Origin of the sequence: Pseudobacter sp., assembly GCF_051955275.1 — a bacterium.
Taxonomy (GTDB): domain Bacteria; phylum Bacteroidota; class Bacteroidia; order Chitinophagales; family Chitinophagaceae; genus Pseudobacter.
This window is the reverse complement of the sequence record NZ_JBQCGW010000300.1, coordinates 1-23,572: the sequence shown is the minus strand read 5'-3', so window position 1 is coordinate 23,572 and position 23,572 is coordinate 1. Positions and strand designations below refer to the sequence as shown.

Sequence of the window (23,572 nt, the reverse complement as noted above, 5' to 3'; positions counted from 1 at the left end):
TAGTAAATGATGAGAAAACTACTTTGGCTTGCATTATTCATGTTGACCCTTTCTTCGCTCCATGCTGCGCATATACGGGGTGGGGAGATGTCATATAAATACATCGGACCGGGTACCGTCACCGGTACTTCCCGCTATGAACTTACCCTGAAACTTTATATCGATTGTAATCAGAATGCCCCGGGCCAGCTGGAGACCAGCGTTCCGATCACCATCTTCCAAACCTATGGGAACAGCCTGTATGGCACGGAGATCGCAGCCATGAGCAGTGAGAGCTTCATCCGCTACGATCCTGCTTCCAACCCCTGTATCTCCAACCCGCCCAATGATGTCTGTTACCGCCTCCGTTTCTTTACCACCAATGTTACCCTGCCCGATATTCCCGGCGGATATACCATCTCATTCCAGCGTTGCTGCCGCATCACCGGCATCCAGAACGTTGCCGCCCCCAGTGACTCCTATGGAGCGACCTACCTGGCTAAGATCCCCGGTGATGATGTAGCCCTGGTGCCTGACGCATTCAAGAACTCCAGCCCCAAATTCGATCCCCGCGATGCAGTAGCCATCTGTTATGGCTCCTACTTCACCTTCGATTTTTCAGCCATCGATTCCGATACCAATTCCGTAGGCAAACTCACTGACTCACTGGTGTACTCGCTCTGCGATGCCTACACCGGGGGTGGCCAGGGCAATGTATGTCCCAACTGCCCAAGCCCTAACCCTGCAGCAGCACCACCCTACAATACACTTAATTACAGTGGCAGTTATTCCGGCAGCTCCCCCATGGGATTCAATGCCACCATCGATCCCAAAACCGGTATCCTTTCAGGCATCGCCCCTTCGGCAGAAGGACAATATGTGGTGAAAGCCTGCGTATCCGAATACCGCAACAATGTACTCATCAACGTTCATCATAAAGAAATACATATCCGTGTGTCTGACTGTATCCCGCTCAGAGCCAGGCTGGAACCGGATTACTCCTACTGCGATGACTTCAATGTGACCTTCCGCAATGAACAGGTGAACCCTGCAGGCACCATGTATATCTGGGATTATGGCGATGGCAGTAAACGGGATACCGTATTCACATCTGATGGTATGGTGCAGCATCTTTACCTGGCACCCAATGATTATACCATCAAACTGAAAGTGATCCTTGCCGGACAATGTTTCGATTCCACCACCACCATTGCCAAAGTATGGCCGGGATTCACGCCCGCCTTCGATTTCAGGGGATCCTGCATACTCAATCCCGTGGCATTCACAGACCGTACCACCAGCGCGTACGGCACCGTTAATAAATGGCGGTGGGACTTCGGAGATGAAACCTCCACGCAGGATTTCAGCACCATCAGAAATCCTTCCTGGAAATATTCCACCACCGGATTCAAAACGGTAAGACTGATAGTAGAAAGCGATAAAGGATGTATCGATACCCTGGAGAAGAATGTCATCGAGATTAAAGACAAGCCTACCATCACCCTGGCTTTTAAAGACACGCTGATCTGCAGCAACCGTCCAGTTCAGGACACATTGCAGCTGCAGGCCAGCGGCTTTGGTGTGTTCAGCTGGACGCCCGCCACTGATATCCTCAATGCCAATACAGGAACTCCGCTGGTATGGCCTTCCATTACCACTACCTACCGGGTACGGTTAGACGAAAATGGCTGTATCAATAATGACAGTGTGCGTGTACGGACAGTCAGTGTGGTAACCCTCAATGCAGGACCGGACACTACTATCTGTCTCACGGATACCATACGGCTCCGGCCAATTTCAGATGGCCTGAAATTCACCTGGAGCAGTAATCCTGCCGGCAGTCCCATTGATGATGCAAATGCCAAAAGCCCATTGGTCTGTCCGCCCGGTAATGCCACCTTCACCCTGCTGGCAGAAATAGGCAAGTGCAATAAAACGGACCTGCTGAATGTGCACACCGTGCCTTACCCCATTGCCAATGCAGGCCCTGACGCCATCATCTGTTATGAGGATACCATTCAGCTGCAGGCATCCATGGTAGCCAACAAACTCCTATGGAGTCCTGCCAATACCATGAATAATCCCACATCGCTGACACCTGTTGTATGGCCGTTGCGAACCACTACCTATGTGATGCGGGTGACGGATATTCTCGGTTGTCCGAAACCGAGATACGACTCCGTTACTGTAACGGTAAGGCCGCAGATCATGGCGTTTGCCGGCAATGACACTACCATCGTAACCGGCCAGCCGCTCCGGTTGCAGGGAAGTGGTGCTGAATTCATCGAATGGTGGCCTCCGAACTATCTCAGCACCACCCGTGGATTCAATCCCACCGCAATGCTGAACGAGCACTTCACTTATTATATGCGTGCCTCCACTTTTGAAGGCTGTTATGCTGATGATACCATCAATATCAAAGTATTCAAAACAAAACCCGATGTGTTCGTTCCGAATGCATTCAGACCTGGCGCTTCGCAGAACAATGTATTGAGGCCCATTCTGGCAGGTATTTCAAAGCTCAGTTACTTCCAGGTATACAACCGCTGGGGACAGCTGGTATTCCAGACCTCACAGCAGAATATGGGATGGGATGGCCGCATTGCCGGCAAGATGCAGGACCCCGGCGCTTATGTATGGGTAGTGAAGGCCGAAGATTATCTCGGCCAGTGGATAGTGAAAAAAGGTTCCGCGGTGCTGATCCGGTAAATTCAAAACAGCGTATGCCCCGTAAAATCAAGGTGTGCCCAGTCGTTCGCGTCCCCGCGAGCGACTGGGCATATCCTTATATATTTTTCTTTAGATTGCAGCCTCAAAATCATTCACATCATGGCAAAAACAGTATTGATCACCGGTGCTACGGCAGGATTCGGAAAGGCTTTTGCAGCTAAGTTCGCAGCCAACGGATACAGGCTCATCATCACCGGCCGCAGGAAAGACAGACTCCAGGCCATCAAAGAGCAATTATCTGCCGCTCACAATACAGAAATCCTCACCCTGCATTTTGATGTGCAGGACCGCAACGCTACTTTCAAAGCCATTGAAACATTGCCTGCTGCCTGGCAGAACATAGATGTACTGATCAATAATGCAGGGCTGGCCCTGGGCCGGGATTATGTGGATGATGCCAACCTCGACGACTGGGAGACCATGATCAACACCAACCTGAAAGGACTCATGTATGTGACCAAGGCTGTGCTGCCCCTGCTGATAAAAAACACTAAAGGGCATATCATCAATATCGGTTCCACCGCCGCCAAAGAAGTGTATGAAAAAGGAAACGCTTACTGCGCCACCAAGTCTGCCGTGGAAGCTATTTCCAAAGGCATGCGCATAGATCTGCTCCGCCACGGGATCAAGGTAACGGCCATCCACCCCGGCGCCGCCGAAACGGAATTCTCCACTGTCCGCTTCAAAGGCGATGAATCCCAGGCCTCCAAAGTATATGACGGATTCCAGCCCCTTAGCCCGGAAGATGTGGCCGAAGTAGTGTTCTATACCACCACTTTACCCCAACATGTCTGCATAAATGACCTGGTGCTCACCTGTACGGCCCAGGCCAATTCCCTATACTTTTATAAGCAAGGTTAATACGCAATAACCATTATTTTAATGCGTTTTTTGTTGACAAAGGCTTGGCAGAGTTTTTGAATTGATTACTTTTGACACATCCAAGTTCCGTCCAAAAACCGTTACCGTATGTTCAAGACCCTGTTGAAATTCATTTCCGGCGCCGCCCTGGCGCTAATGGTCAATGCGAGCCATGCGCAGGACCATATCAGACAGCAAAGCTGCGATATCAGCGGCTACACTACCGCCATAGACAGTATCAAGAAATATTATGGAGATCGTGGGTTCAGCCTCCTCCGGGAAGCGAGCATGACCATGGAAAGCGAATACGAAATGCCCATCGTGCTGCCCATGACACAGGGAAGCTGGTACCAGTTCGTATTTATCGGCGATCCCACCTCCCGGCTCTACGAAGTAAGGATGTACGATTACAATGAAAAGCAGGTAATATTCAAACAGAACAAGTGGGGCGATGTGGATGGCAATATCATCAACTTCGATTTTGTACCACAGTTCTCAGAGATGCATATGATCAAACCTGTTCAGGTTAATAAGAAAAAGAAGAAGCTTTGCGGCTATGTAATGCTGTTCAAACGAACAGCGCCTCCCGGAGAAGCAAAGAATTAAACTCCTGATAAATCATCCACTTTTATAAAAAAATCCCGGCCATGAGCCGGGATTTTTTTTACTGTGCCAGTGAGATCCTGATCTGTACACCTGCCCTTGTGTTGGTGATGGGCGGGGATGATGATATCTTTGGCGTTACCCTTCTTTGCTCAAAATACAGTTTCACATTTACGCGATTACTGATCACATAATCTATTGAAGGATTGATGAAGATAGTCTTGGCGCCGTTGGTAGGCAGGGTCTGCGTCTGATCAAGACGGCTATTGGCCGTTACATCATCACGTACGCTCATATCAAGCCGGAAGCTGGCATCATTCTCCAGCGGCTTGCCTTTCCACTTGATCCAGGAGAAAGCCCCCCGCTTTCTGAAACCTGCCCCGATGGTAAATTCTGTTGAGCGTGTTTCACTCAGCTGGTAATCGATCAGGCTTAAACTCAGCGTTCTTGCTTTCTTGTATTCGAAGCGTGCCGTCAGTTGGTTGGTGAATGTCATATCCAGGTCTATCAGCGGTGCAAATTCTTCCGAGATAGTGATATTAGGCACCAGGAAGTAAGGCACATAGTTGCCTGATGAATCCACGAAGCCGGGGAATCCATAACGCATATCATCGCGGTAGAGCAGTGCCGAGTTGAAACTGTTCATTCCTAACGTGCTGGTATAACCGTGTGCAACTGTTACGTTGGTGAAGATCTTTTCCAGCGCCTTGATACGCGTAAGACCGGTATAAGTGATCCTCCAGTTCGGCTTCGGCAGAATGCCGGAGAACGGATTGGAACGGATATTCGGGTTGTTCTGTTTCAGCAATGGCACACTCTCAGGGCTCTTACCCGTGTATGCGGCAATGAAAGCCGGGATCAGCACATCCTGCGCATAACGGCTGTACCCTTTGTAGAAACCATCGGACAGGAATTTCTCGTTATCGGGCAATGCCTGCCAGTATGGGTTCTGCTCCGCCAGCCTCTTTGAAAGGATCATACGATAGTCCTGGAACTTCTGGAAGATATTACTTACCTGGTTCGGTTCAACTTTCTGGAAGAGTGTCTGGAACGAAATATAGGTTACACGGAAACTACCGGCGCTGTACGGGTTGAGCCTTGCAAAGTGAAGACCGGTTCCTGTTGTGTCTTTATACAGCTCTGAATAGTTCTTACCAAATTGTTTGTCGATGGTGATATCGATCATCAGGTCGCGGATCGGTTGTAACTGTGCCGTGATATTGAATCGCTGCGTATAGTCCTGCCTGTTCTGGAAGTTGAAATTGCTGTCTGCGGTCAGCCAACCCTTCTGCGCCATCGTATTGATGAATGTGGTATCAGGCTGTTTACCGAAAATGAATGGCAGACCTGGAGCTCCGGACTTGAAGTTCATGCCGAGTGCACGTGTACTGTCAGTATACCCATAGATGGTGGCTGCAGCCACTTCGGAATATTCCACTTTCACACGTTTGAGCATGGTGAGGAACCTGCCGGCGAATTTGGCGCCGCCCCCCAATATGAGTGGCTCATTTTTATCCCGCTTCTTTTTAGCGGTATCCTGCGGATTCTTCGGAGCTTTCGGCACAGGTGGGCCTCCTTCGTCTTCAAAGGCGCGGAAGAGCCTGCTCCTGCCATACAGTTGTGTGAAGTCCATCTCAAAGGTGAGGGTCTTACGTTGCTGGTTGCTGAGCGTATTTCCAAATTCACGGGCAATCAGTGATGCCCCGATCCAGTCGAAGTCTGCTGCATAGGATGCACGGAGTGTGGTCCAGTTCAATGCAGGGATCTTGGCCATCGGCACCATATAACTGAACTCAGCATGCTGGTTGTAAGAAATGGTACGGCCACCCTTCCAGAAATTATCCCACATCCGTTTCTTCTCATTTTCATCCAGCCTGCCGGAGTCTTCATCGATCCATGCTTTGTTCACGGCAGTGAAATCGATGTTCAGAGAACGTGTAAGATCCCAGCGGAGATTATAGAAACGATCGAACGTAAAGAATTTATCGTAGGTCTCGGGCAGGCCGCCTTTCGGTCCACCCACATTACGCGGCCTGAAGGCACCGAACTGACGGTTCACATCGGCCCTGAATCCCAGCAGCGATGGCATCGGGTTGATATTGAAATCCTTGAAGAGGGCCAGCCAGGGCGACTTTGATTTGATCATCTTTTTAGCCGGCTCCCAGAACCTCGGCGTTGAAGTATAGTTATACCCCAATGCCGCTCTTTGCCTGGTGAGTTCATTTCCTTCGATCAAAGGATTGTGTTGCTCTTCTTTATAATAGGAATAACTCAGATCGATATTCTCGATGCTCCAGATCTGCTGCTTCTTGCCACTGGTATTGTTCTTGCGCACGTTGGTGAATGCGAAGGAACGGATGGTTTTCACATCCACGGCATCATCACGGATGGAATCCTTTGTACTACCGGGCGCCTGCTTCAGTTTGTCTTTCAGCTTAACGTCCAGATCATAAGGATCATATTCAGGTGTAGATACTGATTTTGAATAACTGGCATAAAATGGAATACTCATGCCTGCTTTGGCAGGAATCAGCTTGCCCAGCTCCAGGTTGGCGGCAACATCAAACTGCGTAAAGTTGTCCCTTGACCTTTCATTGATACGCTGTTCCAGTGAACCGAAGCCGGCAGTATGTGCGGCACCTGCCACGTACAAGGTACCGAGATCGGCCAGTTGAATGTCCACGCGGCCGAGTGCGGCCCATCCACCTTTCTCATCCAGGTCGCTCAAACGGAGTTCATTGAACCATACTTCTGTACAGGCTTCTTCCCTGTTGCGGTTCTCAACACCCAGGAAGAAGATACGTACCTCACCCAGGTTGGGGTTTCCTAAGATCGCATACTCCTTACCGTCATTATCGGTTTCCTTGAAGTAAGTGGATACCTGTCCATTATTATTACGGGTGACCTTCAGTTTGATGAGGCGGTCAAGCGCCAGATCCAGCTCATTCGCCAGCGGCCAGATGAGTGCCGGGTCATTGGCAAACCATGGCGTCATCTTCAACGGGATCTTGATCTCATAATAGTTGTTGATCAGATCGGCGCCAAGGCGGATCACACCATATAATTCGTTATCGCGTACATCACCGCTTGAGTTCACAGACTCCGCGTGAATATATAATTGCATGCGGCCGTACTGACGGAGATCGAGGTTCATGGTTTTGAACACACCTCTCGACTCCTGACGCTTCAGGTTACAAACCTTCAGACTCATTGATTGCTCATTGAGCAAGAGATTTACGTTGTTATTGCTCAACGCCTGCTGACGCTCCACATTGGGTGGTGTGCGGTATGGAACTGGCCTGCGCGCATTGTTCTCCTCCACGTTCACCGCCAGTTGATTGAAAGTAGTGGGTGAATTGGTAGGGATGGGTTTGTAAGTACCGGTGGTATCCAGTTCAAAGCTGAATCTGCGCCATGTATTGCGCACCAGTTCCAGTTTGGCGAAACGCAGTACTACGGAATCCTCAAACCCGGTAAGGAACATCCGGATGAAACGGATGGATTTGAAGTCGGGGATATTACCCACCTTCTTTTCATATTGTGCAATAGGGATACGGAACAGGTACCATTTCTCGGGGATGCCGCCACTTGGCGTAACTCCGATACTGTCGGTAATGAAGTTCTGTCCTACTTCAAATTCGCTTTGTCTCAGTTCAACGCGGTACTGGAAATACTCCTCCAGTTCGTTAAGTGTATTATCACGGTTGAATTCTTCCTGGTCAGGCAACATGGTGAAGGCCGCCACATTGGTCTGGTTGGTAGCTACGGGAGAGTTACCCTGCGGGCCATTGTAATTCTTATAACGTCCAAGGATACCCGAACGTGTCTGATCGTAGGCACCATCGCGGTAATTGAGGAAGTCATCATTGCTTGGATCCCGCAGTGCATTCTGATAGGCAAGGCTGTTCACACCAAAACGGTTGGCCAGGTCCTGCAGGTAACCTGCAAACTTTTCTCTTTCGGCATCGTTGATGAGACCGTCGAAACCGGCATCCTGCAATTGCCTGTCGGCAGGATCATTACTGAATGCCTGTGTAACCTGGATAGGGTTGCCGGGCACCTTACCCCATCTTGTATCGGGATCTTCGAGCGCTTTGGTAACAGCACCGCTGATACCGTTCTCGAAGAAACGTTTTCCATCTTTCAATACATCCTCGGAAATATTACCAAGGTTGAAATAGAGCTGACCGCCGGTACTGCCTGGATTCTTGATGTACGGGTCCTGCATCCAGAACTCGATGAACTCCACGTTGCCTGTTTCAAAGTCAACCTGGTCGAGGCCACGCATGATACCCCCCCAGCGTTTCTGAGGATCCAGCAGCTTGCCGTCTGCCGTTATATTTTCTGAATCGAAGTTATAAGGGCCTTTCTCCGTTGGATAGTAAGCGATATCGAAAGTCACCAGCTGGCTCTGCCCAAGATCAGGTGTACGGTTGGGATAGATCTGTGTGAGATTCACGGGACGAATGCGCGGATCGGTGAAGTCTTCATAAGATCTTACCGGGTTATTACCGGACCGCCTGTCCTGCAGTACCGGTTCAATATTATACCAGGCGATCTTGGCGCGGTTATATCCGTAAGGCAATGAATCCCTGTAATTGGCTTCGGGGAATAATCCGTTATTGGCCGGTGTACTGGAAATACCCCAGCTGACCAGCGGGAAGCGCAGGTCGATGGAGTTGCGTGATCCTTCGAAGTCATCGATGAAGATAAGGCCGGCCTTGCCCTTACCGATCTGTGGCGGGTGACCCGGTTTCAGCATGGCCGCTTCACCATAAGCTGTGATGGTACTCATCACATTGGTAGAATAGAATGGAAGTTTATCCAGCAACCTGGTAAGCTTCGGCGCTTCTGTACGATAGTTGAAATCCAGTCCGTACATGGTATTACGGATCGGATCTTCATTGTACTGGGTCTTGGTGAAGAAAGGTCTTTCACCCAGCCGCACCATACTCAGGCCAATGTTGAGTGATTCACGGGCAGTATTTTTCACCTGGTACCCTAACCGTAGCCCCATGAAGTTCCGCTGCTGTATCCCGATGCTGGCATTGTTCTCGAACTGCACACTTACAGGAACACCGGAAGCCAGGATGGCGGGGTTGATCACACGCAGGGTGCCTACATTGTAATCGATCGTATAATCTATGTCTTCACGCAGGATCTGTCCACCGGATGTAACGGTAACGGATCCACGGGGAATATTGAAAGCATTGAGCGAGATCTCTGAAGTTGAATTGCCCTTCCCATACCCGCTGATGATATATCTGTCCAGGTTGGCATAGGTCTGTGCAATGGCCTTGATGGTATCGTACAGCGGGTAATAGACATACTTATCCCGTATATCAGGCGGGCTGTTCCGGAAGGCAACGGAATCAAGGTCGCGACCGAAAGGTTCCAGGAAAGGAAAGATCACACGTGCCTGCTGGCTCATGATGGTAAATCCTTCTATATAGTCGAACACCCCATCGGGCATGGGGTCGTTCCGGGCATTCAACCGGTCCAGGTTGAGTAAGGTGATGATGGGCACGCCGGGCTGATCTCCTTCGGGCAGGAATCTTTTCTGACCCAGGCTGGGCTGCTCATACAATACGTTCAGTTTGAAATCCTGTGGCTGTACGCTGGAGAGATAGCTCCCATCTTTCGATTTCAGGGCATACACGTTCTTCATCATCAGGTCCCAGATCGGAAGGTTGGTACGCTGAGAAGTGGCTTTCAGCAGTTTCAGGAAAAAGATCTTCTGGGTCCCGCTCTTGCCTGCTGTTGTATCGGGCACAACGTCCTGGGAGAATTCACCCACCTGGAAGATGCGGCCATTGTAGCTGTACTGGTAAGCCACGCCCAGCACTTCATCCGGCTGCAGAGGCTGGTTGAGTGAAAGGAAGCCTACCTGTCCGTTATAATAATATTCGGAGGGATTGAGCTTACGGGCAAAGGTCTTTTCAAAATCCTGCACCGGGTTCAGGCCCAGGGAAGAAAGTTTGGAAGTGATCAGCGCCGGGTTACGGCTGCTGGGATCGGAATTGATCCTCGAGAACAGGTTATTCGCATCGTTGTACGGATAGGGCTGTGTGGTATTGGATTGGATGGATGGGTTGAATGGTGCCGGTTCGGCAAGGTCCATCAGGCCCACCACATCTCTGGTTTCTGTGGTTGATCCGTTGCGGTTGGTGACCCATACTTCCAGGCGTAGGATCTGCACCTTTGAAGTTACCACCGGCAGTTTGCTCATGGCGGTATTGTACTGGTTGCGGAAGTACTGGGCCATGAGGAAGTGACGGTTCTCCTCGTAATCATTTGCCTTGAACTCGAAATACATATTGGAGCTACCACCTGCCATATTCATGCTCTGCCGCTGTGAACGCTGATTGGCCAGTACGGCAGATACAGACAGCTTGCCGAACTGTAGTTCGGTCTTGATACCGAAGAGCTGCTGCGCACCGGGAATGAGGGATCCTTTGGAGGTCCAGCTGACGTTACCAGCCTCTATACGCTTGATGATCTCATCATCTGTACCGGTATAATCCAGTTTCAGCTGGTTCTCAAAATCCATATTGGCCAGCGTATTGTAGTTGATGGGCAGTTTGAGCTTGTCGCCGATATTACCGATCACGCTGAGGTTGGCATTCATATCGAAATCGAACCCTCCGTTCCGGCGGGCCCGTTCAGGTAATGAGGGGTTCTTGATATTCTGGCCCTGGTAGCCGGCAATGAGGTTCACTTCTCCCTGGGGCCTGATCTCGATCTTGCCGTTTCCGAAGATCCGGTTGAAGAGGTTATCGGTAACGCTCATTTTGGGACGGAGCAGCTTCTTGTTGAGGCTGTTCAGTACGTTGGACCGTTTTTTGAAGTAATCGTTCTCGGATTTACGGGCCTGCAAAGCCAGGAACTCTTCAAAGGTCATGGAGGTGGGCTTCCTGTAATAGAAAGAACCTACTTTTTCAATGATATAGTATTGCCTTGTTTTGGGATCATATACCACGGAGTCCGTGATGTTTACAGGATCCCGGAGATCGAAGGACCTTCTTGGCTGAGCGGAATAGCGGTCACCCCTACGGTCATGGATAGGGTATTTCAGGGTATCTGCAGCCTTCCTGACTGAGCTATCCTGCTGCGGAGCATAGTTAGCCCTGGCGGTTGTGCAAAGCACAACGAGCATAGCAAGGCATACTGTTGCTAAACAATGTTGGTGGTTAAATGTACGGGCCAATCTTTTTTTCTCAAGAATTAGTTAAGTAGAAATCTCTGACGATAGGCTTAGAGTGTTTTTAAAGCTTTCTTAATAATGTCTTCTACTACGGAAAGGCCCGGTTCAGCTTTGAGTACCTTTTGAATAGCCTGTTCACCGGCGGCTCGGGCAATACCCAGCGCCATCAGAGCATTTAACGCATCCTGACCTGTAGGATTGTATGAACCGGAAGGAATATTTGCGTCCAGCCTGGATTTGGCCAGTTTATCCTTTAATTCGAGTACAATTCTTTCGGCGGATTTTTTACCGATCCCCTTGATGCTTTCCAGGAGTTTGGTGTTGGAATCCACAATAGCCCTTACAATTTCTTCGGGCTTTACGGAAGACAGCATCATCCTTGCGGTAGCTGCACCAACTCCGGACACACTGACCAGTTGGAGGAACAGTTCTTTTTCTACTGTATCGGAAAAACCATACAGGATATGTGCATCTTCCCGGATAGCCAGATGTGTGTACAGAAGACCCTTTTCAAGGCCCTGGATGGCAGAGTAGGTATTCAGACTGATCTGAAGTTCGTAGCCAACGCCATTTGCCTCCACATGCACCACTGCGGGCGTTTTATGCACAAAATTACCCCGTATAAAAGCGATCATGACTGCGAAAATAAGGGAAAAACCGCTTAATTTATATATAGATATGAATTGGTAGTATGGTGATAACTTTTGGCGTATTTTTGTCGGCTTTATAAAGCAAGCTTAATTTATTTCCATATCTAAATCCCATCGATGAGTCAAAAAATCACAGCCGCCATTACTGCCGTTGGCGGATATGTTCCTGAAGATAAACTGACCAATTTTGACCTGGAGAAAATGGTAGACACCAACGACGAATGGATCAGGAGCCGTACCGGTATTGAAGAAAGAAGGATACTGAAAGGTGAAGGCAAGGGTACATCCGATATGGCGGTTCAGGTTGTATTGCAGATCCTGGAGAAAAAGAATTTAAGCCCCCTGGATATCGATGCCGTAATCGTAGGCACCGTTACCCCGGATATGATGTTCCCCTCAACTGCCAACCTGGTTTGTCATAAAGCCGGACTGAAGAATGCATGGGGATTCGACCTCCTGGCCGCCTGCTCCGGTTTCCTCTACTCTTTTTCTACCGGCGCTGCCCTCATTGAGAGCGGCCGTTACAAGAAAGTGATTGTGATCGGCGCTGATAAAATGAGCTCCATCATAGATTACTCCGACCGTGCCACCTGTATCATCTTCGGTGATGGCGCCGCAGGCGTGTTACTGGAGCCCGATACCGAAGGCTATGGACTGAAAGACACTATCCTCAGAAGTGATGGTTCAGGAGAACCCTACCTTCATATGAAGGCCGGCGGATCGCGTCGCCCCGCCAGCGCTGAAACCGTTGCCAACAAAGAACATTATGCTTACCAGGAAGGTCAGACCGTTTTCAAAGCCGCCGTTAAAGGCATGGCCGATGTCAGCGCTGAACTGCTGGAAAGAAATAGCCTCACCGGCAGTGATATCGCATGGCTGGTGCCACACCAGGCCAACAAACGTATCATCGATGCCACTGCAGACAGGATGGGACTGAGCCACGATAAAGTGATGCTCAATATCCAGCGCTATGGCAATACCACAGCTGCCACCATCCCCCTCTGTCTCTGGGAGTGGGAAAAGCAACTGAAGAAAGGTGATAATATCGTGCTCGCTGCCTTCGGAGGCGGATTCACCTGGGGCGCTACCTGGATCAAATGGGCCTATTAAACTGATCATACATGGAATTCAACGTCCGAAGGGCCGTAAAGGCCGATTGCCCCAGACTGATGGAACTCATCGTTGAGCTGGCAGTGTTTGAGAAAGAACCCGATGCAGTGACCGTTTCACCCGCCCATTTTGAAGAAAGCGGCTTCGGTGAAAACCCCGTCTGGTGGGCATTTGTTGCCTCCACCACCAACCCTTCGGGCGTTGAGACCATCCATGGCTTCGCATTGTATTATATCCGCTACAGCACCTGGAAAGGGCAACGCCTCTACCTGGAAGATCTCATCATCACAGAAGAAATGAGAGGCAAAGGCCTCGGCAAACTGCTGTTCGACAGATGCCTGCAGGAAACTAAAGAAAAAAATTTCAGCGGCATGGTATGGCAGGTGCTCGACTGGAATGAACCTGCTATCGATTTTTATAAGAAATACGGCGCAAAACTAGACCAGGGCTGGATCAATTGCTCACTGGAATTGTAAAAAAGGTGGTAACTTAAGGGACTGAAACTGTCACCATGAGACCAACCATTCTGTTCGCGATAGCCATAGCGATATCCGCTTACCTGCCTTCCTGCAAAAAAGACAATAACGGCGGAGGAGGCTCTTCCTCCGACAAGCTCAAAGATTCCACCATCCTCTATGCCCGGGATATATATTTGTGGTACGATAAGATCCCTGCTTCGTTCAATGCCCGCAGTTATGATGATCCCGATGCCATTATGGAGGCCATCAGGGCTTACAGCAGCGAACCCGGATTTACCGGCCCCGTTGACCGGTGGAGTTTTGCCGTAACACAGAATGTATGGGACGATCTCAGCCAGGGCATCAGCAAGGATTTCGGCCTCGGCATCTTCTTCCGTACAGCCAATGATCTCCGCGTCAGCTTTGTAGAGCCCGCCTCTCCTGCCGGCAAAGCCAATATCAAAAGGAGCTGGCAGATCAAACAGATCAATAACAGCACCAATATAAGTACCAGCAACCTCGATTTTGTGCGCAATGCCATCTTCGGAGCCAATTCCGTTACCATCGTATTCGGTCGGGATGGCAAGGCAGATACCACGGTCACCCTCAATGCCGCTACCTATCTTGAACAACCGGTGATACTGGATACCGTTTACAATACAGGCGCTACCAAAACGGGTTACTTCGTATTCAACTCTTTCCTGGGCGATACCAATGCCATCCGGAATGAATTTGCACGCATCTTCAACCGGTTCAATACGGCCAATGTCAGTGATGTGGTACTGGACCTCCGGTATAACGGTGGAGGCTACGTGCTTTTACAGGATGAACTGGCCAATTACCTGGCGCCCAATGCAGCCAATAACCAGGTGATGGAAGAACAGAAATTCAATAACAAGTATACCCAATACAATTCAACTACACGCTTCAAGAAAAAAGGAACGCTCAACATCAGCAGGATCTTTGTGATAGTGAGTCAAAACACCGCATCTGCCAGTGAACTCCTGATCAACAGCCTCAAGCCTTTCATGAATGTGCAACTGGTAGGACCTACCAGAACACACGGCAAGCCGGTGGGCTACTTCCCTATTCCGGTGATGGATTGGTATATCTTCCCGGTATCATTCCGTACGGTCAACAAAAATGGAGAAGGAAATTATTTCGATGGATTTGCACTCAACCATACAGTGGCAGACGGGCTGGATAAAGCCTGGGGCGACACGGAAGAGAACTGTCTGGCCGCGGCCCTCAAATACATCAGTACCGGCAACTATGCGAGGGTACTTGAGCCCAACAGCAAAACAGACCTGAGCACGCTCACTATCAGCAGCAACGACAAACTGGGCGCCGTAAGATTCAGAGGCGCTGTGGGCATTCCTAAAAAATTAAACAGGTAGATTATCGTATACGCGAAAAGGTAAGTTCATCAGGCAGTCCCGGACGCTTGTAGAACTTACCTATTTTAAATCTGTTCAGGTTGGGATCCAGTTTGAACGCGAATTGTTCATACTTGCTGGAAACGAAAAAGTTGTAAATATTCAGGCTATCGCCGCCAGCGTTACGGTAATATGCAAAAATGCCCCCCGGAGAATTGATGCTGCCGTCATAATCTTTATACACTTCTGCTCCCATGAAGAACACACCTGCATTATCCGGTGGCCTCCAGGGCAATTGCTCAAGCATCTGGGAAGGGATATTGAAGTTGAGAGTGTCCTTTCCCTGGCTCAATTCCACCCATACCCCTCCGAAAGGGCCTTTTTCAGAAAATGCACTGAACTGCTGGTCCGACTTGTCTTTTTTACAGGCCATCACTGTCAGCGCCAGAAACGATATGATAAACATCCACCTCATCGGGATCATAATTTGAAAATCTTAACTGATACAAAAGAAAACAGGTCAGCCGCATAAGTAAGGTTATACAGTTGACCTGTTTATAGGGTGAAAACGTTGTTCCGGGTCCTTGAAATTGATTTAAATCAACCTTTTCGGCTAGGCTACGCCTTCAGTAGTAACAGTTTTGTCGATTTTGTTCACCAGCCCCTGCAATACCTTGCCTGGGCCTACTTCTGTGAAGCGGTTACCGCCATCGGCGATCATCGCCTGAACGCTCTGCGTCCAGCGGACAGCGCCGGTAAGCTGATCGATGAGGTTCTTTTTGATCTCTTCCCGGTCCATCACGGCCCTGGCCACCACGTTCTGGTAAACGGGGCAGGTGGGTGTATAGAAGGTAGTGGTTTCGATAGCTGCTTTCAGTTCCTCTTTGGCAGGCGCCATGAGGGGGGAATGGAAGGCCCCGCCTACAGGCAGTACCAGGGCGCGCTTGGCGCCGGCAGCCTTCATCCGCTCGCAGGCTATTTCAATACCTTTGATGCTGCCGCTGATCACCAGCTGACCAGGACAGTTATAATTTGCGGGAACAACAACTTCACCGGTTTCGGCTGCCACTGCCGCACAAACTTCTTCCACTTTCGCATCATCCAGGCCAAGCACTGCAGCCATGGTGGAGGGTTGCAATTCGCAGGCTTTCTGCATGGCCTGTGCACGGATGCTTACCAGTTTCAGTCCGTCTTCAAAGCTCAGTACTCCATTGGCTACCAGTGCAGAAAACTCACCGAGTGAATGTCCGGCCACCATTTCAGGTTTTACTGAATCGATTCCTTTGAAGGCGATCACTGAATGCAGGAATACCGCAGGTTGCGTCACTTTTGTCTGGCGCAGGTCTTCCTCCGTTCCCTCGAACATGATGTCGGAGATGCGGAAACCAACGATCTCATTGGCCTGCTCAAACAACTTCTTGGCAAAAACACTTAAATTATAATGGTCTTTTCCCATACCCGGGAATTGTGATCCTTGACCGGGAAACACAAAAGCATGCTTCATAAGTTACCTGGGGTTTAGTCGAACAAAAATGCCACAAAGGACTTAATTAACCAAAATCTTTGTGGCATACGAAAATTCCATTCTTTGCAAAACTGCGCCCCGTGCGGATTACCCGTAAACGGCCAGGCAGCAGCACAATAAATTAGTGAAGTCTGGAAGAGATCAGCTTGGTGAACTCACTGCGTGTTTCATTTTTTTCAAATTCACCCCAGAATGCGGAAGTGGTGGTCACAGAGTTCTGTTTCTGCACTCCACGCATCATCATGCAAAGATGTGATGCTTCAATTACCACGGCAACACCCAAAGGACGGAGTGTGGTCTTGATGGCATCGAGGATCTGCGTGGTCAGCCTTTCCTGAACCTGCAGTCTTCTTGCATACACGTCTACCACGCGGGCCAGTTTACTGAGGCCGGTGATATGACCGTTAGGGATATACGCAATATGGGCCTTACCGAAGAAAGGCAACAGGTGGTGTTCGCACATGCTGTACAGTTCGATGTCCTTTACCAGGATCATCTCACTTACTTCTTCTTTGAACATGGCGCTCTGCAGGATAGCATGTGCATCCATCTGGTAACCCTGTGTAAGGTACTGCATGGCCTTGGCCATTCTTTCCGGAGTTTTGATCAATCCTTCCCTTTCAGTATCCTCACCCAGAAGATTCAATACTTCACGGTAATTGTCCATCAACCCTGAAGTGATCCTGTCTTCATATTGTTCCGTCTTCTTGTAAGCCATTGTCTGATTTTTAAATTAGTTGTTCACCGGGTATTCCACGAAGTTCCGCTCTGTTTCATAGAGGCGGACCTGCAGATCGAATTGCATATCGATCTTTGCACGCAGGAGTTCGTAGATCACGATGCAGATATTTTCAGCAGTCGGATTCCTGTCTTTGAAAAACGGTGTGTCAAGGTTCAGGTTCCGGTGATCGAAATGCTCCAGCACTTCATCCCGGATAAGATCGCTGAGCAGTTTGAGGTCCATCACATAACCGGTTTGCGGATCCGGCTCCCCCACCACTTTTACAATCAGCTCGTAGTTATGCCCATGAAAATTGGGGTTGTTGCACTTACCGAATACAGCATCATTGGTGGCCATATCCCAGGAAGGATTGTACAACCTGTGGGCTGCATTGAAATGCTCTTTACGAAATACGGCTACTTTCCTGCTCATATCAAATGTATTACGATAATGGCTTTAAAAAGTTTAGCTTACCCGCCAAAGTATTCTACATAGATCCTTGGCGTTTCGTACAGCTTGATGCAATGCAACTGCACTGCAGGGGGCAGATGCGGCTGCAACTGCTGCCAGATGGCAATCGCCAGGTTCTCCGTAGAACAGAGTTGACCCTGCATAAAATCCACATCCATATTCAGGTTCTTATGATCCAGCTTATCCAGCACATACTGTTGTATCAGCTTGCTGAGTTGCTTTACATCATAGAGAAATCCTGTTTCAGGATCAGGTCTGCCTTTGATAGTCACCAGCAGTTCGTAATTGTGACCATGCCAGTGCTCATTGGCACACTTACCAAAAACGGATTCATTTTTCTCCTTGCTCCAGGCGGGGTTATAGAGTTTATGGGCGGCATTAAAGTGTTCAACACGAGTCAGATGCACCATAGATCATAATTAAATTGCCGCGCAAAGGTACAATTTAATGAGTTCACATCTCCTATCTTTGCCCGCATGGATATTATGCTGGTAGCCGCCACCATGCTGGAGATCGCACCCACACTGGAATGGCTTCAAAAAAATGAATTCCGCGCCGGATCCAATACCGTGCACGTGACGATCACGGGCATCGGGAGTATGCAAACCACCTACAATATGATGGAAGCCATTCAGGCTCAGCGGCCTGAAGCACTTATTCAGGCAGGTATCGCCGGCAGTTTTTCCCATGGCTACAGACCCGGGACCTGCTGCATCGTGCAGGATGAATCCACCGGCGACCTGGGCGTTGAAGAAGCTGGTAGCTTCCGCGATGTATTCGATATGGGCTTCCAGGAAGCCGGCCAGTTCCCCTTTACAGGCAGGACTTTACACAATCCGGATACTGCGGCATTGACCCGCTTCGGACTGCCCCTGGTGAAAGCCATTACCGTAAACGAAGTGACCACCGCCCCCAAACGCATAGAAACCCTGCAACAAAAGTATTCCGCGATTGTTGAATCCATGGAAGGCGCCGCATTTCATTATGTGGCCCTCCGTCAGGATATCCCCTTCCTGCAACTGAGAGCAGTAAGCAATATGGTAGGCGAACGCGATAAATCCAGGTGGCAGCTGAAAGATGCCATCAGCACGCTCAACCAGCAACTGATGCAATTACTGCAGGAACCGGATCTATTTCAGAAACACAATTGATGAATATGAAACTCACGCTCGGATTCTCTCCATGCCCGAACGATACTTTTATCTTCGACGCACTGGTGAATAATAAAATAGATACGGAAGGACTGGAAGTAGAACCAGTACTGGAAGACGTGCAGACCCTCAACCAGTGGGCTCTCGAAGGCAAACTCGATATCACCAAGATCAGCTATGGCGTACTGCCGCTGATCCTCTCCCGATACATTGTGCTCAATGCAGGGGGCGCACTCGGTAAAGGCGTAGGCCCCCTCTTCATCACCCGCAATGATACAGACCTGAAACCCGTGGAGGAAATGACCATCGCCATTCCCGGTGAGCAGACAACCGCACATATGCTCTTCTCCCTTGCCTACCCGCAGGCCAGGAAAAAGAAATTCCTGCTCTTCTCCGAAATTGAAGATGCCATCCTCACCGGAAAAGTAGATGCCGGCGTGATCATTCACGAGAACCGCTTCACGTACCAGGAGAAAGGCCTGCTGAAAATCGCAGACCTGGGCGAGTATTGGGAAACCACCACCAGCAACCCTATCCCCCTGGGCGGTATTGTAATGAAACGCAGCCTGGATGTAGTGTTGCAGCGTAAGATGGACAGCCTCATCCGGAAGAGCCTTGAATATTCATTTGAACACTACCCTGCTGTGACTGATTATGTGAAACAACATGCGCAGGAAATGAGCGAGACCGTCATGCGCCAGCATATAGACCTGTACGTGAATAATTACTCGCTTTCACTGGGTGTGGATGGCAGATCAGCGGTGAAGAAGTTCATTGATATTTATAGTGAACTGCATCAGACAAGTGTGAACGGGACGGATCTGTTCTTAGAGAATAATTTATAAAACCAGGTGTGCCCAGTAATTGATGGTGTGCCCAGTAGCTCGCCTCCGGCGGGTTACTTATATTGGTTCGCCTAAGGCGAACACCGTGTTGCCGGGAGGCGACGGAATAAACGTCACTCGCGGGGACGCGAGCGACTGGGCACACGCTACTCATCCCGCTTCAGCGCCTTACTGTAAACTTCCAGGCAACGCTTTCTCGCGAATTCATGATTAACTACCGGTTCCGGATAACCGAAATCATCCAGTTCAGGGACCCATTTACGGACATACTTCAGATCTCCATCGAATTTCTTTGTTTGCAGTTCAGGATTGAATACGCGGAAATAGGGCGCTGCATCGCAGCCACTGCCTGCGGCCCATTGCCAGCCGCCATTATTGGAAGCGAAATCGTAGTCCAGTAATTTCTCTGCAAAATATGCTTCGCCCCAGCGCCAGTCTATCAGCAGGTGTTTGCTGAGAAAACTAGCAACGATCATGCGTACGCGGTTATGCATGAAGCCGGTGGCATTCAGTTCGCGCATGCCGGCATCCACAATCGGGTAGCCTGTCATGCCCTGGCACCATTTCTCAAATTCCTTTTCGTTATTGCGCCAGTGGATCAGATCATAGGCAGGTTTGAAGGCTTTCCCCAGCCCTACATGCGGGAAATGCCAAAGGATCATCTGGTAAAAATCACGCCAGATAAGTTCGTTCACAAAAGTTGCACTCAGCGGCCTTGTCAGTTGCAATACCCTGCGGATACTCACAGTCCCGAAACGCAGGTGCACACCAAGTCTGGAAGTCCCGGGTATGCCGGGATAATCCCGCTGCTCACTGTATTTTTCGATCAGCACCTTCTTCACTTCATGCGAAGGCAGCGGCTGCCCGGTGCTTTGAAATCCGATGTTGCGCAATGAAGGAATAGCAATGGGCGACTGCTGAAAAAAATGTTTGAAGTATTTACTGTTGGGATAACTGCTTGCATAAAAATCATTCAGAGTGGCCAGCCATCGTTTGCTGTACGGCGTGAACACGGTGTAAGCCTTTCCATCATCCTTTACCACTTCGTTCTTTTCAAAGATCACCTGGTCCTTGTAGGTATGCAGAGGAATATTGTGCTCATTCAACAGGATGCGAACTGCTTCATCACGGTCTTTTGCATAGAGCTCATAATCATGATTCGTATATACGTTACCGATAGTGTACTGTTTGAGCAACTGTGTAAATGCTCCCAGCGGTGTATCATACATTACATGGAGAGTAGAGCCCAGTGCCTGTAATTCTTCCTGCATTTCCTGCAGGGCAGCATGAATGAATTCCACCCGCCTGTCCTGCTTATCTTCCAGCTGATCAAGGATATTGGTATCGAAAATAAATATGGGAAGTACGGGATCTCCCTGCTTCAGCGCATGGTAGAGTCCTGCATTATCGTGCAGGCGCAGATCCCTTCGAAACCAGAAAACGGTCAATGTATTCATAAAACATGCTGCCCTTAAAAGGCGGTGAATTGATTGGTCAATAAGTGAAAGGGTTACTGTGCATTCATCGGACTGACCAGCTGTTTGTACAACTGCGTACCAAGCTGGTTACCGTACTGACTGTTTCCGCACTGTGCCACCCAGCGGATACCGCTGATGGCATTGGTGAGAAAAACCTCATCGGCTCCGGCAAGATCAGCTGCGGTCCCTGCCTGCTCGATCATACGATGGCCCGTGATGGCTTCGCAGTTTTGCAGCAGGTAGTTCCGCATCACGCCGCCCACACAACCTTCCGATAAGGGTGGGGTAAAGATCGTTCCATTTTTGATCCATGCAATATTTGCGATGGTTGCATCGCAAATACGGTCATAAACGTTCAACAAAACGGCATCATTGAGCTGATTGTTTCGCGCAAACTGTGCGCCCATGAGATATGGGAGATAGTTGTTGGATTTGAGATGGGAGAAGGCATCGCTGCTTTTCCGGGCATCGGGGTAGATATCTACCTGCAGTCCGTTCTGGTTAAGCTCCATAAGGTGCTCCTGAAGGGGCCAGCACTGGATGAGCAACCGGGGCTGCATGGTTTCGGGATCATAGGGACCGCCATTGCCGCGAAGCACAGAAAGCCGTACGCGGGCTGCCCTGCCTGCTTTGTTCTTCCGGCAGAGCTGCAGTATGATCTCGGTTATGGAGGCAGGAGTAAAATGTTTTGGGATGTCAAACCCAAGGAGTTCCATGCCATTGAAAAGCCTTGAGAAATGGAGGCCGGACAGCAGCAGCTGGTCGTTGATCACTTTGATAGTCTCGAAGAGACCGTCGCCATACCGGAGGGCCCGGCTATCGGCAGTGATCACCGGGGTGCCGGTGGGGATGAACTGACCGTTGAAATAATCGAAGGTTGACATGGATAGTTGCGGGTGACTGTTCACAGTTGGGATCACTGCGTCACAGCAACCCGCAACAGGGACTGATTAATTGCCATTCTGGTCGATGATGCCATTTTTTACAGCATACATTACCAGTCCGGCCATTGATTTAGCGCCCGTTTTCGTTTTGAGTTTATCGCGGATCGCTTCCACAGTACGTGGACTGATCTCCACAATATCTGCTATCTCTTTAGTTGTTTTTTCTTCGCACATAAGTTTGAGCACACGCATTTCCTTGTCGGACAGGTTCACATCCTGGGGGCCAGCGAGGTCGGTTCTTTTGGTGCGGAGTCCTGTAAGCAGGGCTTTATTGGTAAGCTCATTAAAGAAGAACTCCTGTTCAAAGCAGGTTTTGATGGCCTGGTAAATAGTTTCAGAATCGGAGTTTTTGGTGAGATAGGAATTGGCGCCGATCTCCATGAGCTTACTGATCATGGAGTGATCGTTGTGCATGGAAAGCACAATCACTTTTGCCTCAGGGCGAACCTTCCTGATCTCGGGGAGTGTTTGAATGCCATCCATGATAGGCATCTGGATATCAAGGAGGATAACATCAGGCTCTATATGTTTCAGCAGGTTGATCAGCTGCATGCCATTGTCTGCTTCCGCAATGAGTTCCACATCTTTCTTAGCCGATAAAGCCGTTTTAACGCCTGCCCTGAACAGGGCATGGTCATCTGCAATAGCTACTCTTATAAGCCTTTCTCCATCTGGTTTTTTCATACGGTTCTATTGTATTTTATATTGTGTTCCAGGTTTTCGTTTGATAAGGCATCAAACTGAGGGGTTGAAACATTTCTAACCGGGCTCAAAATGATAATTTTTCGTGACAATTACTATAGCAGATTTACGAAATTATACTATTTCGGAATATACAGGAAACTATTTATAAACAGGAAATCTACGTACAAAAAACGTTGATTTACGAGACCTCTTCTGTAAATTTTCGATTACGTCTGGTAAATACTGAAATTTAAAAATGAAGCAATTCTGCTCTTGTCCACATAGTTATCCACAATTATTTTTGTCTTCAAGTTGATTGACGAGGATTAGCAACCTCACACCATCCAATGTCCTGATAATAACCGTCCAGAAAAGAATTCCAAATATCCAATGAATGCCAGCAAAGTCCAATGTCAATCAACTTCTTTTCTTTTTATCTCCGCAGAACTCATAAATAAGTAATACAGCTTTCAATTCTTCCCGTCCTTCCTTTCCTGCAGTTATTGCGAGCTTACGGTAATCTTTTACTTTTTAATTTTTCCGTAACCTTGAAGTTGTTCAGTTCAAACTGAAAAGCAATGCAAATCATTGCCGGAACTTTTCCGGGTATTCAAGGATCTATGGCTCCCTGTTTTTTGCATTACTTTTTTTTCTAATTTAGAAGAACCGGCTTCTTCCTTATCTGCATAACTTTTCCTGACTTCCGAACGCTCTCAGGCTTTTATCGGCCCGGTCCTGTTAACGCATCACCCATTCCCGTCATTTGGTCAAGGTTCTGGTTA

General features: G+C 49.1%; 18 protein-coding genes. 8 read left to right on the top strand and 10 right to left on the bottom strand.

Annotation, left to right across the window (positions count from 1 at the left end; all coding sequences use genetic code 11):
• Window positions 1–9 precede the first annotated feature (9 nt).
• From ACTHMC_RS26445 to ACTHMC_RS26435, 3 genes are all read left to right on the top strand, one after another.
• Window positions 10–2,688: a PKD domain-containing protein gene (locus ACTHMC_RS26445; protein WP_440417922.1), complete on the top strand. Its 2,679-nt coding sequence runs from the start codon at window positions 10–12 to the stop codon at window positions 2,686–2,688.
• Window positions 2,689–2,808: 120 nt separating this feature from the next.
• On the top strand, window positions 2,809–3,570 hold the full coding sequence (locus ACTHMC_RS26440) for an SDR family NAD(P)-dependent oxidoreductase (protein ID WP_440417921.1): 762 nt from the start codon (window positions 2,809–2,811) through the stop codon (window positions 3,568–3,570).
• 108 nt (window positions 3,571–3,678) lie between these two features.
• Window positions 3,679–4,176 carry a hypothetical protein gene (locus ACTHMC_RS26435; RefSeq protein ID WP_440417919.1) on the top strand — a complete coding sequence of 166 codons (498 nt, stop codon included), beginning with the start codon at window positions 3,679–3,681 and terminating at the stop codon, window positions 4,174–4,176.
• A 58-nt stretch (window positions 4,177–4,234) separates the two neighbouring features.
• Here the strand turns inward: ACTHMC_RS26435 and sprA are convergent, their stop codons facing one another.
• Window positions 4,235–11,329: a T9SS outer membrane translocon Sov/SprA gene (sprA, locus tag ACTHMC_RS26430; RefSeq protein ID WP_440417918.1), complete on the bottom strand. Its 7,095-nt coding sequence runs from the start codon at window positions 11,327–11,329 to the stop codon at window positions 4,235–4,237.
• Window positions 11,330–11,427: 98 nt separating this feature from the next.
• Entirely contained in the window at window positions 11,428–12,012 is a 585-nt protein-coding gene (ruvA, locus tag ACTHMC_RS26425; protein ID WP_440417916.1) for a Holliday junction branch migration protein RuvA, read from the bottom strand.
• Window positions 12,013–12,144: 132 nt separating this feature from the next.
• On the opposite strand from ruvA, the gene ACTHMC_RS26420 reads away from it, so the two are divergent.
• Genes ACTHMC_RS26420 through ACTHMC_RS26410 form a run of 3 tightly spaced genes read left to right on the top strand, consistent with a single transcriptional unit; the run spans window position 12,145 to window position 14,992 of the window.
• On the top strand, window positions 12,145–13,137 hold the full coding sequence (locus tag ACTHMC_RS26420; protein WP_440417914.1) for a beta-ketoacyl-ACP synthase III: 993 nt from the start codon (window positions 12,145–12,147) through the stop codon (window positions 13,135–13,137).
• Window positions 13,138–13,148: 11 nt separating this feature from the next.
• Window positions 13,149–13,613, top strand: coding sequence for an N-acetyltransferase family protein (locus tag ACTHMC_RS26415; RefSeq protein ID WP_440417912.1), 465 nt, complete (start codon window positions 13,149–13,151; stop codon window positions 13,611–13,613).
• A gap of 35 nt (window positions 13,614–13,648) precedes the next feature.
• On the top strand, window positions 13,649–14,992 hold the full coding sequence (locus ACTHMC_RS26410) for a S41 family peptidase (protein WP_440417910.1): 1,344 nt from the start codon (window positions 13,649–13,651) through the stop codon (window positions 14,990–14,992).
• A 1-nt stretch (window position 14,993) separates the two neighbouring features.
• Here ACTHMC_RS26410 and ACTHMC_RS26405 read toward each other — a convergent pair whose 3' ends face one another.
• The 5 genes from ACTHMC_RS26405 to ACTHMC_RS26385 form a co-directional block, all read right to left on the bottom strand.
• A complete protein-coding gene (locus ACTHMC_RS26405) occupies window positions 14,994–15,446 on the bottom strand; it encodes a hypothetical protein (RefSeq protein WP_440417909.1) in 453 nt (150 codons plus the stop codon).
• 138 nt (window positions 15,447–15,584) lie between these two features.
• Complete coding sequence (gene fabD / locus ACTHMC_RS26400) at window positions 15,585–16,475, bottom strand: ACP S-malonyltransferase (protein ID WP_440417907.1); 891 nt, start codon at window positions 16,473–16,475, stop codon at window positions 15,585–15,587.
• A 142-nt stretch (window positions 16,476–16,617) separates the two neighbouring features.
• Window positions 16,618–17,214: a GTP cyclohydrolase I FolE gene (folE, locus tag ACTHMC_RS26395; RefSeq protein ID WP_440417906.1), complete on the bottom strand. Its 597-nt coding sequence runs from the start codon at window positions 17,212–17,214 to the stop codon at window positions 16,618–16,620.
• Between the two features lie 15 nt (window positions 17,215–17,229).
• Window positions 17,230–17,649 carry a 6-pyruvoyl trahydropterin synthase family protein gene (locus ACTHMC_RS26390; RefSeq protein WP_440417904.1) on the bottom strand — a complete coding sequence of 140 codons (420 nt, stop codon included), beginning with the start codon at window positions 17,647–17,649 and terminating at the stop codon, window positions 17,230–17,232.
• A 38-nt stretch (window positions 17,650–17,687) separates the two neighbouring features.
• Window positions 17,688–18,098, bottom strand: coding sequence for a 6-pyruvoyl trahydropterin synthase family protein (locus ACTHMC_RS26385; protein WP_440417902.1), 411 nt, complete (start codon window positions 18,096–18,098; stop codon window positions 17,688–17,690).
• Window positions 18,099–18,164: 66 nt separating this feature from the next.
• On the opposite strand from ACTHMC_RS26385, the gene mqnB reads away from it, so the two are divergent.
• On the top strand, window positions 18,165–18,839 hold the full coding sequence (mqnB, locus tag ACTHMC_RS26380; protein WP_440417900.1) for a futalosine hydrolase: 675 nt from the start codon (window positions 18,165–18,167) through the stop codon (window positions 18,837–18,839).
• 5 nt (window positions 18,840–18,844) lie between these two features.
• Window positions 18,845–19,684, top strand: a complete 840-nt coding sequence (locus ACTHMC_RS26375) for a 1,4-dihydroxy-6-naphthoate synthase (RefSeq protein ID WP_440417898.1) — start codon at window positions 18,845–18,847, stop codon at window positions 19,682–19,684.
• A gap of 146 nt (window positions 19,685–19,830) precedes the next feature.
• On the opposite strand, the gene ACTHMC_RS26370 is transcribed toward ACTHMC_RS26375, so the two are convergent.
• The 3 genes from ACTHMC_RS26370 to ACTHMC_RS26360 form a co-directional block, all read right to left on the bottom strand.
• A complete protein-coding gene (locus ACTHMC_RS26370; RefSeq protein WP_440417896.1) occupies window positions 19,831–21,141 on the bottom strand; it encodes a cryptochrome/photolyase family protein in 1,311 nt (436 codons plus the stop codon).
• Window positions 21,142–21,194: 53 nt separating this feature from the next.
• The gene (locus ACTHMC_RS26365; RefSeq protein ID WP_440417894.1) at window positions 21,195–22,046 is read right to left on the bottom strand and encodes an aminotransferase class IV; all 852 of its coding nucleotides are present in this window, start codon (window positions 22,044–22,046) and stop codon (window positions 21,195–21,197) included.
• A gap of 66 nt (window positions 22,047–22,112) precedes the next feature.
• Window positions 22,113–22,790 (bottom strand): response regulator transcription factor, encoded by a 678-nt coding sequence (locus ACTHMC_RS26360; RefSeq protein ID WP_130543275.1) that lies wholly within the window; start codon window positions 22,788–22,790, stop codon window positions 22,113–22,115.
• Window positions 22,791–23,572 lie beyond the last annotated feature (782 nt).